We start from the raw sequence: 15,682 nt of genomic DNA on the forward strand, positions 1-15,682 counted from the left end.
GGCCGGAGTGAATCGGGATGGGGCGTTGCGCCAGCGGCCGGCGCCTCATCATTCGAGTCCAATGCAACCAATGGCATGAGACGATGAATCTTCACGAGTATCAGTCAAAACAGTTATTTGCTGATTATGGTCTGCCGGTCTCCAAGGGATATGCGGTAGACAGTCCCGAAGAAGCCGCCAAGGCCTGTCAGAAAATTGGCGGAGACCGCTGGGTCGTCAAGGCCCAGGTGCATGCCGGTGGTCGCGGCAAGGCAGGCGGTGTCAAGCTGGTCAAGAGTCCCGAAGAGGCCAGTGCCTTTGCCGAACAGTGGCTGGGCAAGCAGCTGGTGACCTATCAGACGGATGAAAAGGGCCAGCCGGTTTCGAAGATTCTGGTCGAAAACTGCACCGATATCGCCAGCGAGCTGTATCTGGGTGCCGTCGTGGATCGCGGTTCACGTCGCATCGTGTTCATGGCCTCGACCGAAGGCGGCGTCGAGATCGAGAAGGTGGCTGAAGAGACACCCGAAAAGATTCTCCAGGCCGAAATCGATCCGCTGGTCGGACCGCAGCCCTACCAGGCACGTGAACTGGCGTTCAAGCTGGGCCTGAACAAGGACCAGCTCAAGCAGTTCACCAAAATCTTCCTGGGTCTGGCCAGAATGTTTGCCGACAAGGATTTTGCGCTTCTGGAGATCAACCCGCTGGTCATTACCGAAAGCGGCGATCTGCACTGCCTGGATGCCAAGATCAATCTGGACAGCAACGCGCTGTATCGTCATCCCGACCTCGAAGAGATGCGCGATGCCAGCCAGGAAGACGAGCGCGAAGCCAACGCCCAGAAGTGGGAGCTCAACTACGTTGCGCTCGATGGCAACATCGGCTGCATGGTCAATGGCGCAGGCCTGGCCATGGGCACCATGGACATCATCAAGCTCTCCGGTGGTCAGCCGGCCAACTTCCTTGATGTCGGCGGCGGTGCCACCAAGGAACGCGTGGCCGAAGCGTTCAAGATCATCCTGTCGGATACCTCGGTGAAGGCCGTTCTGGTCAACATCTTTGGTGGTATCGTTCGCTGCGACATGATCGCCGAAGGCATCATGGGCGCGGTCGAGCAGGTCGGCGTCAACGTGCCCGTGGTGGTTCGCCTGGAAGGCAACAACGCCGAGCTGGGCACGCAAAAGCTTGCCGAAAGCGGCCTCAACATCATTGCAGCAACCAGCCTGACCGATGCGGCGCAGCAGGTGGTTAAAGCAGCGGAGGGCAAATAATGAGTATCCTGATTGACAAGAACACCAAGGTCATCTGCCAGGGATTTACCGGTGGTCAGGGCACGTTCCACTCGGAACAGGCCATCGAATACGGCACCAACATGGTCGGCGGTGTGACGCCGGGCAAGGGCGGCCAGACCCATCTCGGCCTGCCGGTGTTCAATACCGTTTCTGAAGCCGTCGAGCAGACCGGTGCGGAAGCCACCGTCATCTATGTGCCGGCCGCCTTCTGCAAGGACTCCATCCTTGAAGCGGCCAACGCCGGCATCAAGCTGATCATCTGCATCACCGAAGGCATTCCGACGCTGGACATGCTGGATGTGAAGGTCAAGTGCGACGAGCTGGGTGTTCGCCTGATCGGGCCCAACTGCCCGGGCGTCATCACGCCGGGGCAGTCCAAGATCGGCATCATGCCCGGGCACATTCACCAGCCCGGTCGAGTCGGTATCGTCTCGCGTTCCGGTACGCTGACCTATGAAGCGGTCAAGCAGACGACGGACCACGGCTTCGGCCAGTCAAGCTGTGTCGGCATCGGCGGCGACCCGATCCCGGGTTCCAACTTCATCGACATCCTCGAGATGTTCGAGAAGGATCCCGAAACCGAGGCGATCGTCATGATCGGCGAGATCGGTGGCACGGCGGAAGAGGAAGCGGCTCAGTACATCAAGGAGCACGTGACCAAGCCGGTCGTGGCCTACATCGCCGGCGTTACGGCGCCCCCGGGCAAGCGCATGGGGCATGCCGGCGCCATCATTGCCGGTGGCAAGGGCACGGCGGACGACAAGTTCCAGTCACTTGAATCCGCCGGTGTGCATACGGTGCGGTCGCTGGCGGAAATCGGCGACAAGCTCAAGGAAGCGACCGGCTGGTAAGGTCGCGCGCAAGCCGGAAGGGGGGCCATTCGGCCCCCCTTTTTATGTCTTTTTCAGCCACAAGGGATCAGACATCCGATGGCTTTTCAGCCTTGCGTCCTTCAAGCACCTTCTTCAGCAGCGGTCGTCCGGCCATCAGCATGAAGACCGGCGCCCCCGCGACCAGATAAAAATAGTAGGTCACGGCGCGCCAGATCAGAATGGCCGCAGCGGCCGTGCTCTGTCCGACAATGGGCGCCAGCAGCGCGGACGAGGAGAGCTCGGTGCCACCGGCGCCTCCCGGCAGCAGCGTTAACTGTCCGGCAGCCATGGAAAGCATCTGCACCAGAAAGGTCCAGGCCCAGTCCAGATGCTGGCCCAGGCCATACAGCGTGACGAACAAAATGCTGTAGCGCACCATCCAGTGTGCAATCCCCAGCCCGAAGGCCAGCGCCAGTGCCGAGCGCGGCAGCCGCAGGGTTTCGGCAAAGGCTTTCTTGAAGATCAGGATGCGCCGGACCATGCCCTGTTGAAGCCGCGGGCTGACCTTCATCTTGCTGAGCACCCGGCCGGAGACCATCAGCACACTGCGGTGATAGCGCCCCATCAGTATCACGCCCAGCAGGACCAGACACAGCAGCGTCATCGGCAGAACCAGCATCCACCCCAGGCGGGCATCGATCGAGCGGGTAATGACATAAATCATCATGGCGATCATCGAGCACAGAAAAAACAGCAGGTCGATGATCTGATCCACGGCAAAGATGGCCGTGGTCTGGGCCGGGCGGACGCCGCGCCGCGTCAGCAGGGCAATCAGCGTCAGGGGGCCGCCGCTGCCGCCGGGTGTGGCGCAGATGGCAAATTCGGTGGCCATGACCGTGCCGGTGGCACGCATGAGGCCCATTTCACCGGCACGCCCGGCCAGCAGTACCCTCAGCTTGGCCCCGTTGAGCAGCCAGCATACCAGTACCATTCCCAGCATCAGGGCGAAAATGGTCGGCGGAAAGCCGGGAAGCAGATGCAGCAGGTCGCGGCCTCCCAGCATGACGGGAATTGCCATGACGGCAAAAAGGCCTGCGACCAGCAGCCAGAGTGTTCTTTTCATGACATTAACTGATCAGGGAATGGTTCATATCCGGATGGACGCCCGCCCGGGGCGTCCATCCGGTATCATGAGGTTGTCGCACTGTCCGATGAAGGGCTCGATTGACGATGCAGCCAGCTGATCTTGGTGGTGGGACGAACCCCGTCATCAAGCAGGCGGCGGATGGTATCCACCCAGTAGCGTCGGGATACCTCATGGCGCATGTCGACCGGATGCAGCCCCAGTCGAATCAGCGGTGCATGCCGATGGCGCCGCCGCGCCCGCTCGTTGACCACCCAGGACATGCCACGTCGCCAACGGCTGCGGGCGCTCCAGACCAGCGAAGGCGCCCTGATGGCAGTGTAGTCCGGCAGTCGGTAAAGATGATCGGGGTCGCTGGTATAGGTAAACCCCTGGGTGGCAAGCGCGCGGCGTGCGCCGTCGCCCAGCAGCCAGGCCGGCGCGACAAAGCCATCCAGCGGCCAGTTCTGGCGGCGAAAGAGCTCGGCACCGCGCTCCAGCCGCTCAAGCGCCTCATCGTAGCCAAGGGGGTAGAACTCGCCTTCATAGGTATAGAGCCGGCGCATGAAATAGTCGCGCGGTGTGCGCGGGGACGGCGCATCATCACAGTGATAGAAGCCGTGCAGCGCCAGTTCGTCGCCGCGCGCCCTGCGCTGATGTAACAGGCGCAGCATGCCGGCATCCTCGAAGGTATTGCTGCGATGATGAAAATCCGGCACCACCAGCCAGGTCATGGGAATCTCCCCCAGGCCATCGATCTGCTCGACAAAGGCGCGATAATCGGGCCAGGTGGCAGGTGCAATGTCGTGCAGCACCAGTGCGAATTCCCTGTCAGCCATGTTGTACGCTCGCCCCTGCCGTTGTGCTGATGCCCAGCAACTCCCGATAGTGATGCGTGACCCCCTGAACCACGATGTTCCAGTCATGGTGGCGCTCGACATGGGCACGGGCCCGTTCTCCCATCGCCCGGGCGTCATTTTCAAACAGTGCCAGGATGCTTTGCATCATGTCATCGCTGTCCAGCGGCTGACACAGCATGCCGCAGTCTTCCGGGACATTTTCCGCCAGCGCGCCGGCTCTTGTGGCTACCACCGGGATACCGCAGGCCATGGCTTCAAGCACGACAAGACCGAAGGTCTCCTGGGTGCCGGCATGCAGCAGGGCATCGCTGCTGGCGAAATAGCGGGCGATCTCGGCGGTCGGGCAGAAGTGATTGATGACCGTGACGTTATCCGGCACCTGGGTCGGCATGGCAGAGCCGACCAGCAGCAGATGAAAGGGCCGCGAGGCGTTGTCGGCAAGCTTTTGCATCGCCTCCAGCAGGATATGAAGGTTTTTCTCCTGCGAGCCGCGACCGGCAAAGACCAGCAGCCGGGTCTGTTCGGAAAGCCCCAGTTCGGTTTTGACGCTGTCATCGCGCAGGGAAGGGTGGAAGGTTGTCAGATCCACGCCCAGCGGTTGCACGCGCACGTGACCGATGCCGAGTCGTTCCAGCCGCTGCGCCATGACGTTGCTGGGGGCCAGCACCCGATCATAGTGCGCATAAAGCCGCTGGATATAGGCGTTGATCAGCGGACGGGACCAGTTGCCCAGCCGGTTGCTGATCATGGTCGGCAGATCGGAGTGATAAAAGGCCACCAGTGGAATGTCCAGTTCGCGTGCCCCGGCGATCGCGGCCCAGCCGACGGTATAGGGATCGCCTGCCTCGACCAGATCCGGGCGCACATCGCGCAGGGCACGACGCCACGGACGCCGTGTCAGGGGAAAGCGATAACCGTTGCTGAAGGGCAGGGGCGCGGCAGGGACATTGACCCGGTGGTCCTCTGCCTGGTGCGTGTAGCTCTCCCCCGGTACCAGCAGCGTATGTCGAATATCGGCGGTGGCGTTCAAGCGACGGCGTTTGGCATCGAGATAGGTACGCACGCCACCGCTCGATGGCGCATAAAACATGGTCATGTCGGCAATATGCACTCCGCCGAACCCTCCTCGAACCGCACGTATTTGGTCAGGCAGCCCATTCCTGCAGGGAGCAGGCCGTCAGCAGGCGCCCTAGTATAATGTGTCAATCTGATGACTGCCGGAGCAACGGGTAACCAACTGTAATCCCGAAGCCATGGACATCCGCTCGCCCCGCAGACCGGGGCGAGCAGAAGGATCAGGCAGGACGTGCCACCAGCGAGCGGGTCTCTTCACGCGCTTCGATCAGCACAACGTTGAGAACGTCGCCCAGGCGGTGGCGCAGCTCGCCATCGATGGTGATCAGTCCTTCCTTGTCATCGATGGTCATGGCATCACGATCGGTGTGCAGCATCGAGGCGGGCACGAAGGCCGAGGCGCCGTTGGCCGGCAGCCGCACGCGCAGACCGCCCCGGCGGATATCGACGATTTCGCCCTCAAAGGTCGTCTCGCTGGTAACGGCATCGGCGAGATAGCGGACATAGAGCCAGTCCTTGACGTCGCGCTCCGCCATGCGATTCAGGCGCCGGCGCTCGCTCAGGTGATCGGTCACCGACACGTCGGCGGCCCTGTCATGCTCGGTGTCACCGCGCAGCACCTGCTTGATCAGGCGATGGTTGATCATGTCGCCGTACTTGCGGATCGGCGAGGTCCAGGTGGCGTAGGCCGGCAGGCCCATGCCGAAGTGCGGCCCGGGCTCGGTCTGCATGACGCTGTAGCCCTGAAAGCGTCGCAGGCGGGCATCCAGCCAGGCATCCTGACGCGCGTCGAGCTGGTGACGCAGGGCGCGCCAGGCCGCGATGTCGTTGAACTGCTCCTGGGTGGCCTCGACGGACTGGCTGGCCAGAAACGCCTGCGCCTGCTCGGCCTTGTCGGTCGCGATACCCTGATGGACGTTGAAGATGCCGTGACCCACGTGTTCGCTGAGCAGCTGAGCGCAGCAGACGTTGGCGGTAATCATGGCCTCTTCCACCATGCGGTGGCCGATACGACGCTCCTCGGTCACGATATCCAGCACGTTGCCGGTCTCGTCGAGCTTGAAGACATAGTCGGGGCGGTCGGCAAAGACCAGCGCATGCTGCTGGCGCCACTGCTGGCGCGCCCGGGTCAGGCCGGCCAGTGCCTGAAGCTGCGCGTCACCGTTGTCAAAGTCCGGCGTCCAGGCGGGTGTGGTGCCGGCATCGAGCGCCTCGATGTAGTCGGAGACCTGCTCATAGTTCAGGCGCGCCTTCGAGCGTACGGTGGCAGCCTCGAAATGGTAGTCACCGATGACGCCCTCGGCATCGACTTCAAGAGTGCACACGATGGCCGGGCGGTCTTCATCCTGCTTGAGCGAGCACAGATCATCGGCCAGCGGCTCGGGCAGCATGGTGACGTTCTGACCCGGCAGATAGACGGTGAAGGCGCGCTGGCGGGCTTCCCGGTCCACCGCATCCCCCTGCTCGACATAGGCCGTGGGGTCGGCAATGGCCACCTTCATGCGGAAACGACCGTCTTCGAGTGCCTCGACGCTGAGCGCGTCGTCCATGTCGGTGGTCGTGTCGTTGTCGATGGTGAAAAAGGCCACATCGGTCAGGTCACTGCGCTCCAGGCCTTCTTCCCGCAGCGGCCAGCTGTCGCCGGCTGTCGGCGAGGCCTGCTCCAGCGCATGACGCGCCAGCGTGACACGCCAGGGCACCGCGGGGTGTGCGCTGGTGGCGATCACTTCATCGATCTGAACGAAAAAGCCGCGATCGTTTTCACGCAGCGGATGACGCAGCAATCGCGTGACCACCCAGTCGCCCTCGTTGAGCGAGCTCTCCTCGATACTGCGATGCGTGCGTGCCCGCAGCGGCGTATTGATGGAGGGATGATCAGGAACGACAGAGAGCCGCCCGTCACGCTTTTTGACGCGGCCGATGAAACGCTCGAGCCCGGCCTCGACCAGGTTATCCGGGGCGACGCTCTTGCGTTCTTTCTCCTCGTGAAGCACGGCGTCGACACGGTCACCGTGCAGCACCTGCTTCATGGCGGGGGGCGGCACGAAATAGGACTGGCCATCGTCGGTTTCCAGAAAGCCGTAACCCTTGTCGGTGGCCTTGATGACACCGGTCACGCGGGGCGTGTTGTCACGGATCTGTTGCTTGAGCTGGGCGAGCTGGCTGTTGTTCGAGAGCATCTCGTTAATCGGTTGGGGAATCGGGGGCCTACTATAAGGCCTCACACGAGCCGGTGAAAGAGGCACCCCTGCGACCCGGCAAGGGCAGGGGCGGGCGCATTATCCCAGCACCTGCTCGATGGGGTGATCGCCATCGAGCAGAATGACCTCATCGGGGGCGGGTGTCGGGCGCGACAGCAGGGTCAGCAGCGACAGGGCCACATTGTCGCGCGACACGCTGTCGGTGGTGGCCCTGCCTGCATCGATCTCGATGCGGCCACTGCCGGTGTCATCACTCAGTCGGCCCGGACGCAGGATAACGTGCTCAAGACCGGAAGCCTGAAGATAGGCATCGGCGGCGCGTTTGGCGGCCAGATAGGGTCTGAGCCCTTCCGGGCCCCGGAGCGGGTCGACATGCAGGGTGCTGACCATGACAAACCGTCGAATGCCGTGTTCCCGGGCCAGGTCGATGGCACGCATGGCGCCGTTGAGATCCACCATCAGGGTCTGATCCGGGCCGGTGGTCGCCCCGGAACCGGCGGTAAAGACCACCTGATCGCAGCCCTCGAGGACATGGGCCATCTCACCGCTCAGATCACCCGTGACGGTATCGACCCCGATCGAATCGAAAAAGGCCTTTTGCTGCGCGTCGCGCACCATGGCGCGGACCGGGTAGCCGTGGCGGGCGGCCTGTTCGCACAGGCGGCGGCCGATGCCGCCGTTGGCACCGATAACCAGTGTGGTCATGACTGACACCTCTTGTCTGGCGCCCTTGCCTGAAGGCCGGGCAGCGCTGAAGATACGTGGGTATTCAGATGGGGGTGTCATGACGCCATATCAATCAGGGCACCCCTGATGACCAGAACAGACGGGGAAACGGGCGATGACACTGGAAGGCAACATACTGACACCACAAGGATGGTTCCGGGGGGAGCTGACCCTCCGACAGGGCCGGATTGCCGGTGTCAGCGGTACGCCGGTGGTCCCCGAGGAGAATGACGCGCCTCGCCTCATTCCCGGGTTTATCGATCTACACGTCCACGGCGGCGGTGGCGACGATCTCATGGAAGGGGGCGATGCACTGGCCACGCTTGCCCGTACCCACGCCCGCTTTGGCACCACCAGTCTGCTGGGCACCAGCATGACGGCGTCCCGCACGGCGCTGCTTGACGCCTTTCGCGATGCCGGCCGTGTCATGGCCGCGCCGCCCGATCGGGCCGCCGACATCATGGGCCTCCATCTTGAAGGCCCCTTCATCAGTCCGGACAGGCTGGGGGCCCAGCCGGCCCATGCCCGTCCGGGCACGCTGGAGGAGTTCGATGCCCTTGATGCGCTGGCCCCCATCCGTGCCATCACCCTGGCACCGGAGATCGACGGGCACATGGCGCTGATCGACACGCTGGCCGCCCGGGGTGTCCGGGTACAGATCGGCCACAGCGCCGCCACCCATGATCAGTGTGTGGCAGCGCTGCAGGCCGGGGCCCGCGGATTCACCCATCTCTATAACGCCATGAGCGGGCTGCACCACCGTGCGCCGGGCGTGGTGGGGGCGGCACTGGCCCATGGCGATTACGCCGAACTGATCGGCGATCTGATCCATGTTGAACCCGGTGCCGTGCTGGCCGCGCGCCGCGCCATACCGCATCTTTATGGGGTCACCGATGCCACGGCGGCGGCCGGCATGCTGGACGGTGAATATCGTCTCGGCGACCATCGCGTCTTCAAGCAGGGCAACAGCGTCCGTCTGGCCGATGGCGGGCTGGCCGGCAGTGCCCTGACCATGGACGTAACGCTGCGTAACCTGACGGGTCTCGGGCTGTCACTGGAAGAGGCTTCTCGGCACCTGTCGCTGTGGCCGGCCCGCTATCTGGGCGTCAACGATCGCGGCGTACTGGCACCGAACTACCGGGCGGATATCGTGGTCCTGTCGCCGCAGCATGACGTCGAGCAGGTATGGGTGGCCGGGCAGCCGGTGATCGAATGAGCCGTCCGATAATCCCTTTTTGTGCCCCCGGGCCCGGAGAACCGTCATGTCATTGATGCGCAACGAGGCGCTGAGTGCGCCACAACGAATTGCCGAGCAGTGGCGCGTCAACCGCGACACCATGGTGCCGCTGGGCGAGGCATTGCGCCACCGGCCCCTGCAGGGTGGCATGACCGTGGCACGCGGCAGCTCCGATCACGCCGCCGGCTATTTTGCCCGCTTGATGATGCAGATGACCGGCCGGCCCTGTGCGTCGCTGCCGCTGTCACTGTGCACCCTGGATGACACCGCCTGGCAACTCGACAACACTCTGGCGCTGGCGGTATCGCAGTCCGGGCGCAGCCCTGACCTGATCGAGGCGCAAGGAGCGCTCAGAGCCGGCGGTGCCCTGAGCCTTGCCATGGTCAATGCCATGGATTCGCCGCTGGCCCGCGGCGCCGATCATGTCATCGACCTGCAGGCCGGCGAGGAAAAAAGCGTGGCCGCCACCAAGAGCTTTCTGGCCACGCTGTCGGCCAGCGCCTCGCTGCTGGCGCACTGGCAGCGCGATCACGCCCTGCTTGAAGGGCTCAATGCACTGCCCGAGGCGCTGGATCAGGCCTGCCGGCTTGACTGGGGCCGGGCGTTGGAACAGCTGCGCGACGTTGATCGTCTGCTGGTCATCGGCCGCGGCGTCGGCCTGCCCATCGCGCAGGAAGCGGCACTCAAGTTCAAGGAGACCTGCGTTATCCAGGCGGAAGCCTTCAGCGGCGCCGAGGTGCAGCACGGCCCGATGACGCTGGTGGGGCGTGACTACCCGGTGCTGATCCTGGCCCCCGCCGGGAACACGCAAAAGGGGCTGGTCGAGCTGGCTGACACTTTCCGCAGCCGCGGCGCCCGGGTAGTGCTGGCGGCCGATGCCTCGGTGGCCTCGCGGGATCTCACCATTGCCGACGCACCGCATGAGGCACTGGCGCCACTGTGTGCCATTCAGAGCTTTTATCTGATGAATGAGGCGCTGTCGCGCGCGACCGGGCATGATCCCGACCACCCGGAATTTCTCAACAAGGTCACGCAGACGCGCTGAGGATGTGTCGGTCCAATGGCTGACACCACGGCCGTGATGCCATGACAACGACAACAGGACCCCTTCATGTCCGAGACAGCCGAGCCGGCGCAGACCCTGCTTCATGCGCCGTTGAAAGCGGTACTGGTGCCGCTGGATCAGGTGCCCGATCCCGTTTTCGCCCAGCAGACCATGGGGCCGGGGATTGCCCTGGAGCCGCTGGAGTCGCAGCTTGTCGCGCCCTGCGATGGCGACATCGTGCATCTGGCGCGCACGCACCACGCTCTGACATTGAGAACCGATCAGGGCTGCGAGATTCTGATTCACCTGGGCCTGGATACCGTGGAGCTGGAGGGCGAGGGCATCACCGCTCACGTGGGTCCGGGCGATCGCGTCCGGTGTGGCGATCTGCTGTGGGAATTCGATGCGGATCTTCTGGCCTGTCGGGCACTGAGTCTGATCACGCCACTGGTCGTGACCAGCAGTGATCAATGGCGCTGCGAACCGGGTGAGGCGCTCTTCGGTCGTGTGATCGAGCGGGGGGAGGCACTGATAACACTGGTGGCGCTGTCCGCATCGACAGAGGTTGATACCGCCCAGGACAGCCACGGTGACTATCGTGACCGGGTGACGCTGGCGCTGGCGGCCGGGCTGCACGCGCGTCCGGCGGCGCGCCTGCGCGGCATTGCCCGACGCCACGACTGCACCCTGGTGCTGGAATACGGCGAGCATCAGGCCGATGCCGCCAGTCTGACGGCACTCATGGGGCTCTCCCTGCGTCAGGGCGACACCCTGACCGTTATCGCGCGAGGCTCAAAAGGCGCCGCGGCGCTGGAAGAGGCGGTGACCCTTCTGGGCACGCCCGAGGCTGTCGAGGAGGATCCGGCCCGTGATGCGCCCTCGGGTGAGACGCCGGCCGTCGTGCCGGCCGGCGATGATACCACCTGCCACGGGCTGATCGCCGGTCCGGGGCTCGCCGTTGGCCCGCTCGTGCGACTCGAGCGGCCGCGCCCCGAGGTCGACGAAGACCGCGAGGAGAGCGCCGGGGTTGTCGGGCATCAGCTGAAGGACGCCGTCACCACGCTCAACGATACCCTGGCCACGGAGATTGACCGGGCGCGCGCCGAGGGGCGAGGCGAAGAGGCCGATATTCTGGAAGCGCACCAGGCCTGGCTGGATGATCCGGCCCTGCTGGAGGAGAGTCTGGCGCATATCGAGGCCGGGCGCAGCGCCGCCTTTGCCTGGCAGACGGTGCTCGAACAGCGCATCGATGAGCTGCGCCGGAGTCAGAGCCGGCTGCTGGCCGCCCGCGCCGATGACCTGCGCGATCTGCAGGCGCGGCTGGTGGCGCTGCTGGTGTCGGAGGGCACGGCGGCCGGCCATATTGACATGACGCCGGGCGCCATCGTGGTATTTGATGAGATCACGCCGTCACAGCTGCTGGCGCTGGATCGCGCGGCGCCGGCCGGGCTCTGTCTGGCCGGCGGCGGTACGACCTCTCACGTGGCGCTGCTGGCGCGCGCCCGCGGGCTGCCCTGTCTGGCCGCCATGGGGCCTCGACTGCTTGAGATCATGGCGCAGCACGACGGCAGTGATGTCATCCTGGATGCCCAAAAGGGCACGCTGACCTTCGCCCCCGAGCCCGCCCAGCTGGATGAGGCCCGCACGCAGGTCGAGAAGACGAGGGCGCGCGCGGCTGCCGAGCGCCGGGTTGCTCATGAACCGGCCCGGACGCGTGACGAGGCGCTGATCGAGGTCCGTGCCAATGTGGCCGGTGCCGATGAGGCGCGCGCCGCATTGAATGCCGGCGCCGACGGTATCGGACTGCTGCGCAGCGAGTTTCTCTTCATGGCACGGGAGCAGGCGCCGGATCAGGGGACGCAGCGCGACATCTACCAGCAGGCGCTGGACGCCATGGGGGATCATCCGGTCATCATCCGCACGCTGGATATCGGCGCCGACAAGCAGCTCGACTATCTTGCCCTGCCGACCGTCCCCAATCCGGCGCTGGGTACCCGCGGCGTTCGCCTGATGACCCGCCATCAGGCGCTTCTGGATGTGCAGCTGCGCGCGCTGCTGTCGGTCACGCCGCTGGATCGGCTTCACATCATGGTGCCCATGGTGACCGAGGCCGCCGAGCTGGTGGCGGTGCGCGAGCGCATCGAGATGCTGGCACAGGAGATGAAGCTGACGGGGCGACCGGCACTGGGGGCGATGATCGAAGTACCGGCAGCGGCCCTGTGTGCCGACCGGCTCGCCCTTGTGGCGGATTTTCTCTCCATCGGCACCAACGACCTGACCCAGTACACCCTGGCGATGGACCGTGAGGACCCGGACCTGGCCGGACGTGCCGACGTGCTGCACCCGGCGGTACTGCGACTGATCGACATGACCGTGAAGGGCGCCGCCGTACATCGATGTCCGGTCGGGATCTGCGGCGCCGCGGCGGGCGACCCCCAGGCCTGGGCGGCGCTGGTCGCGCTCGGCGTGGAGGAACTGTCGGTCGAGCCGGCGCGCGTGGCGGTCGTCAAGGCCGGCGTTCGTCGTCTGGATCGGGCCGCGCTGTCGCGGCAGCTGCGGCAGTGGCTTGATGAGGCCATCGATAGCGTGACGCTGCGACAGCGTCTCGAGCAGTGGCTGAGCGAGCATGCCTCGCCAGCCAGTACAGACGCCGTAACCACGGACGCCACAACAACCGACAGGGGAGTACCGCGCGATGCGACTTGATCCCATGGGCGCGCTTCAGCAGCTGGGGCGCTCTCTCATGCTGCCGATTGCGGTATTGCCGATTGCCGGGCTGTTGCTGCGCATGGGCCAGCCTGACCTGCTCGATATCGCCTTCATTGCCCAGGCCGGCAACGCCATTTTCGAGAATCTACCGTTGATCTTTGCCATCGGGGTCGGGGTCGGCATTGCCGATGACAGCAACGGCGCCGCCGGCCTTGCCGGCGCGATCGGCTATCTGGTGATTACCGCCGTGCTTGAAGCGCTCAATCCCGATCTCAACATGGGGGTGCTGGCCGGCATCATTGCCGGCGTTGTCGCCGGGCTCTGGTACAACCGCTGCAAAAACATTGCGCTGCCCGACTATCTGGCCTTTTTTGCCGGGCGACGCTTTATCCCGATCGTCACCGGACTGACCGCGCTGGCGCTGGGCTGGCTGTTTGGCTGGGTCTGGCCGCCCGTGCAGACCGCCATCGATCAGAGCGGGCAGTGGATGATCGATTCCGGCGAGCTGGGGCTTTTCGTCTACGGCACGCTCAATCGACTGTTGATCGTGACCGGGCTGCACCACGTGCTCAACTCGCTGGTGTGGTTCGTCTTCGGCAGCTATGACGGCGCGACCGGGGATCTGCACCGCTTCTTTGCCGGCGATCCGAACGCTGGCAGCTTCATGACAGGATTCTTTCCGGTGATGATGTTCGGTCTACCGGCCGCGGCGCTGGCGATGTATCACACTGCAGCGAAGGATCAGCGCGCCCGGGTAGGGGGCATGCTCTTTTCGCTGGCGCTGACCGCCTTTCTGACCGGCATCACCGAGCCGCTGGAGTTCACCTTCATCTTCCTGGCGCCGGCGCTGTATGTCGTGCATGCCCTGCTGACCGGAGTGTCGATGGCGCTGATGAGCTGGCTGGACGTCAGGCTCGGCTTTACCTTCTCCGCCGGCACCTTTGACTATCTGCTCTCCTACGGGCTTGCCAATCGCGGCTGGCTGCTGATCCCGGTCGGCCTGCTGTATGCGGGGCTTTATTACATGATTTTTCGCTGGGCCATTGTGCGCTTTGATCTGAAAACGCCGGGACGCGACGCCGTAGCACCGGCGCCGGCTGCCGCCGACGACGGCGAGGTGCAGGAACGCGGCCCGGCCCTTGTCACGGCACTGGGCGGCAGTGACAACCTGACCTCGGTCGGCGCCTGCACCACCCGGCTGCGTCTGGTGGTACAGGACGTTGAACGAATCGATGAGCCGGCGCTCAAGGGGCTGGGTGCCCGGGGCGTGCTCAAACTCAAGGGCGGCCATCTGCAGGTCGTGATGGGGCCGATTGCCGATGGCGTGGCCGAGGATATTCGCACCGCCCTGCGCCAGCACGGCCGGGCGGTGGCGGCCCCGGATGTCGCGCCCACCATGGCACCGGCCGCCGAGCAGGAGATGCCGGCCCGGAGCACTCTGCAGGATGCCGACCTGTCGCGCTGGCTCGAGGCGCTGGGTGGTGTGGAGAACCTGCGTCGCAGCGAGCTGGTGGCGCTGTCGCGCGTACGCCTTGAAGTCGAAGCGGCCTCGCGTCTTGATCACGAGGCGCTGTCAGCGCTGGGCGCCGCCGGCGTGCAGCGCATCAATGATCACTGTCTGCATCTGGTACTGGGCGAGCAGGCCTGGATCGTGGCGCAGCAGCTGCACACGGAGATCCAGCGTCATGGCCACTGACGAGTCACTGCTGGCAGGTGTGGACGGCGGCGGCAGCGGTACCCGGCTTCTGGCGCAGTGGCAGGGGCGACGTGTCGAAGTGACGGGTGGCCCGTCGGGGCTCGGGCTGGGTGTGTCGCGTGCCTGGCACACGATTCTGGCGCTGCTGGAAGAGGCGCGCCAGGCGCTGGGGGCGGCGCTGCCCACCGCGCAGTGCCATCTGGCGCTGGGGCTGGCCGGCGCCAATCAATCGTCATGGCGCAACGCCTTTGTGCAGACCGCGCCACCGCTTGCGAGCCTGCGCCTTGAAAGCGACGCCTTTACCACCCTGATCGGCGCCCATCAGGGCCGGCCCGGGGCGATCGTGGCACTGGGTACCGGCAGTGTGGGCGAGGCACTGCTTGAGGATGGCCGGCGCGTCGGTGTGGGTGGCTACGGTTTCCCCTCGGGCGATGAGGCCAGCGGCGCCTGGCTGGGCCTCCGGGCCAGCCGCCATGCCCAGCACGCGCTGGACGGGCGCGCGGCACCGGATGATTTTTCCCGGGCGCTGTGCGAGGCGATGTCGGCGCGCTCGGACGCGCCCGTCACCTGTGCATCGAGTCTGACCCACTGGCTCTCCAGCGCCGATCAGACCCGCTTTGCTGCCCTGGCGCCGGTGGTTGTTCAATATGCTGACCATCCCGTGGCGCAAGCGCTGCTACAGCAGGCAGGTGAGGATATCGCGCTGATGTATCGGGCGCTGGATCCGCGGTCCCGGCTGCCGCTGGCGCTGTGCGGCGGGCTGGCCGGCGAGCTCGAACCATGGGTGCCACCGGGGCTCGGGCCACGGCTGGTTCGGCCGCAGGGCAGCAGCGTCGAGGGGGCGCTACGACTGGCCGGCGAGCCGGGCACATCCATCAGCAACGACCAGGCGCTACAATGAGCGTCTGCCATGCCGGCATTTACCGCG

12 protein-coding genes are annotated in these 15,682 nt (G+C 65.0%); 7 read left to right on the top strand and 5 right to left on the bottom strand.

Annotated features, from left to right (window positions below; translation table 11 throughout):
- Positions 1-83: 83 nt before the first annotated feature.
- Positions 84-1,250: an ADP-forming succinate--CoA ligase subunit beta gene (gene sucC / locus M1D97_RS06570; protein WP_456269930.1), complete on the top strand. Its 1,167-nt coding sequence runs from the start codon at positions 84-86 to the stop codon at positions 1,248-1,250.
- Positions 1,250-2,122: a succinate--CoA ligase subunit alpha gene (gene sucD, locus M1D97_RS06575; RefSeq protein ID WP_456269931.1), complete on the top strand. Its 873-nt coding sequence runs from the start codon at positions 1,250-1,252 to the stop codon at positions 2,120-2,122. Before sucC ends, sucD begins: the two co-directional genes overlap by 1 nt.
- Positions 2,123-2,189: 67 nt before the next feature.
- On the opposite strand, the gene M1D97_RS06580 is transcribed toward sucD, so the two are convergent.
- From M1D97_RS06580 to M1D97_RS06600, 5 genes are all read right to left on the bottom strand, one after another.
- Positions 2,190-3,206, bottom strand: coding sequence for a lysylphosphatidylglycerol synthase transmembrane domain-containing protein (locus M1D97_RS06580; RefSeq protein WP_456269932.1), 1,017 nt, complete (start codon positions 3,204-3,206; stop codon positions 2,190-2,192).
- Positions 3,207-3,271: 65 nt separating this feature from the next.
- Positions 3,272-4,045 (bottom strand): DUF2334 domain-containing protein, encoded by a 774-nt coding sequence (locus M1D97_RS06585; RefSeq protein ID WP_456269933.1) that lies wholly within the window; start codon positions 4,043-4,045, stop codon positions 3,272-3,274.
- Positions 4,038-5,177 (bottom strand): glycosyltransferase family 4 protein, encoded by a 1,140-nt coding sequence (locus M1D97_RS06590; protein ID WP_456269934.1) that lies wholly within the window; start codon positions 5,175-5,177, stop codon positions 4,038-4,040. Before M1D97_RS06590 ends, M1D97_RS06585 begins: the two co-directional genes overlap by 8 nt.
- Positions 5,178-5,361: 184 nt before the next feature.
- Positions 5,362-7,320 carry an exoribonuclease II gene (locus M1D97_RS06595; protein ID WP_456269935.1) on the bottom strand — a complete coding sequence of 653 codons (1,959 nt, stop codon included), beginning with the start codon at positions 7,318-7,320 and terminating at the stop codon, positions 5,362-5,364.
- A 99-nt stretch (positions 7,321-7,419) separates the two neighbouring features.
- On the bottom strand, positions 7,420-8,046 hold the full coding sequence (locus M1D97_RS06600; RefSeq protein ID WP_456269936.1) for an SDR family oxidoreductase: 627 nt from the start codon (positions 8,044-8,046) through the stop codon (positions 7,420-7,422).
- A gap of 136 nt (positions 8,047-8,182) precedes the next feature.
- On the opposite strand from M1D97_RS06600, the gene nagA reads away from it, so the two are divergent.
- The 5 genes from nagA (at position 8,183) to M1D97_RS06625 (ending at position 15,655) form a co-directional block, all read left to right on the top strand.
- Complete coding sequence (gene nagA / locus M1D97_RS06605; protein ID WP_456269937.1) at positions 8,183-9,283, top strand: N-acetylglucosamine-6-phosphate deacetylase; 1,101 nt, start codon at positions 8,183-8,185, stop codon at positions 9,281-9,283.
- 46 nt (positions 9,284-9,329) lie between these two features.
- On the top strand, positions 9,330-10,349 hold the full coding sequence (locus tag M1D97_RS06610) for an SIS domain-containing protein (protein WP_456269938.1): 1,020 nt from the start codon (positions 9,330-9,332) through the stop codon (positions 10,347-10,349).
- Positions 10,350-10,415: 66 nt separating this feature from the next.
- Positions 10,416-13,055 carry a phosphoenolpyruvate--protein phosphotransferase gene (ptsP, locus tag M1D97_RS06615; RefSeq protein WP_456269939.1) on the top strand — a complete coding sequence of 880 codons (2,640 nt, stop codon included), beginning with the start codon at positions 10,416-10,418 and terminating at the stop codon, positions 13,053-13,055.
- Positions 13,045-14,754, top strand: coding sequence for an N-acetylglucosamine-specific PTS transporter subunit IIBC (nagE, locus tag M1D97_RS06620; RefSeq protein ID WP_456269940.1), 1,710 nt, complete (start codon positions 13,045-13,047; stop codon positions 14,752-14,754). Before ptsP ends, nagE begins: the two co-directional genes overlap by 11 nt.
- A complete protein-coding gene (locus tag M1D97_RS06625; RefSeq protein WP_456269941.1) occupies positions 14,744-15,655 on the top strand; it encodes a BadF/BadG/BcrA/BcrD ATPase family protein in 912 nt (303 codons plus the stop codon). Before nagE ends, M1D97_RS06625 begins: the two co-directional genes overlap by 11 nt.
- Positions 15,656-15,682 lie beyond the last annotated feature (27 nt).

This window comes from Kushneria sp. AK178 (genome assembly GCF_053903105.1).

What these genes read in the sequence shown, in the direction of transcription:
- sucC (WP_456269930.1), top strand. Translation starts at nt 84, where the DNA reads ATGAATCTTCACGAGTATCAGTCAAAACAGTTATTTGCTGATTATGGT.
- sucD (WP_456269931.1), top strand. Translation starts at nt 1,250, where the DNA reads ATGAGTATCCTGATTGACAAGAACACCAAGGTCATCTGCCAGGGATTT.
- M1D97_RS06580 (WP_456269932.1), bottom strand. Translation starts at nt 3,206, where the DNA reads ATGAAAAGAACACTCTGGCTGCTGGTCGCAGGCCTTTTTGCCGTCATG.
- M1D97_RS06585 (WP_456269933.1), bottom strand. Translation starts at nt 4,045, where the DNA reads ATGGCTGACAGGGAATTCGCACTGGTGCTGCACGACATTGCACCTGCC.
- M1D97_RS06595 (WP_456269935.1), bottom strand. Translation starts at nt 7,320, where the DNA reads ATGCTCTCGAACAACAGCCAGCTCGCCCAGCTCAAGCAACAGATCCGT.
- M1D97_RS06600 (WP_456269936.1), bottom strand. Translation starts at nt 8,046, where the DNA reads ATGACCACACTGGTTATCGGTGCCAACGGCGGCATCGGCCGCCGCCTG.
- nagA (WP_456269937.1), top strand. Translation starts at nt 8,183, where the DNA reads ATGACACTGGAAGGCAACATACTGACACCACAAGGATGGTTCCGGGGG.
- M1D97_RS06610 (WP_456269938.1), top strand. Translation starts at nt 9,330, where the DNA reads ATGTCATTGATGCGCAACGAGGCGCTGAGTGCGCCACAACGAATTGCC.
- ptsP (WP_456269939.1), top strand. Translation starts at nt 10,416, where the DNA reads ATGTCCGAGACAGCCGAGCCGGCGCAGACCCTGCTTCATGCGCCGTTG.
- nagE (WP_456269940.1), top strand. Translation starts at nt 13,045, where the DNA reads ATGCGACTTGATCCCATGGGCGCGCTTCAGCAGCTGGGGCGCTCTCTC.
- M1D97_RS06625 (WP_456269941.1), top strand. Translation starts at nt 14,744, where the DNA reads ATGGCCACTGACGAGTCACTGCTGGCAGGTGTGGACGGCGGCGGCAGC.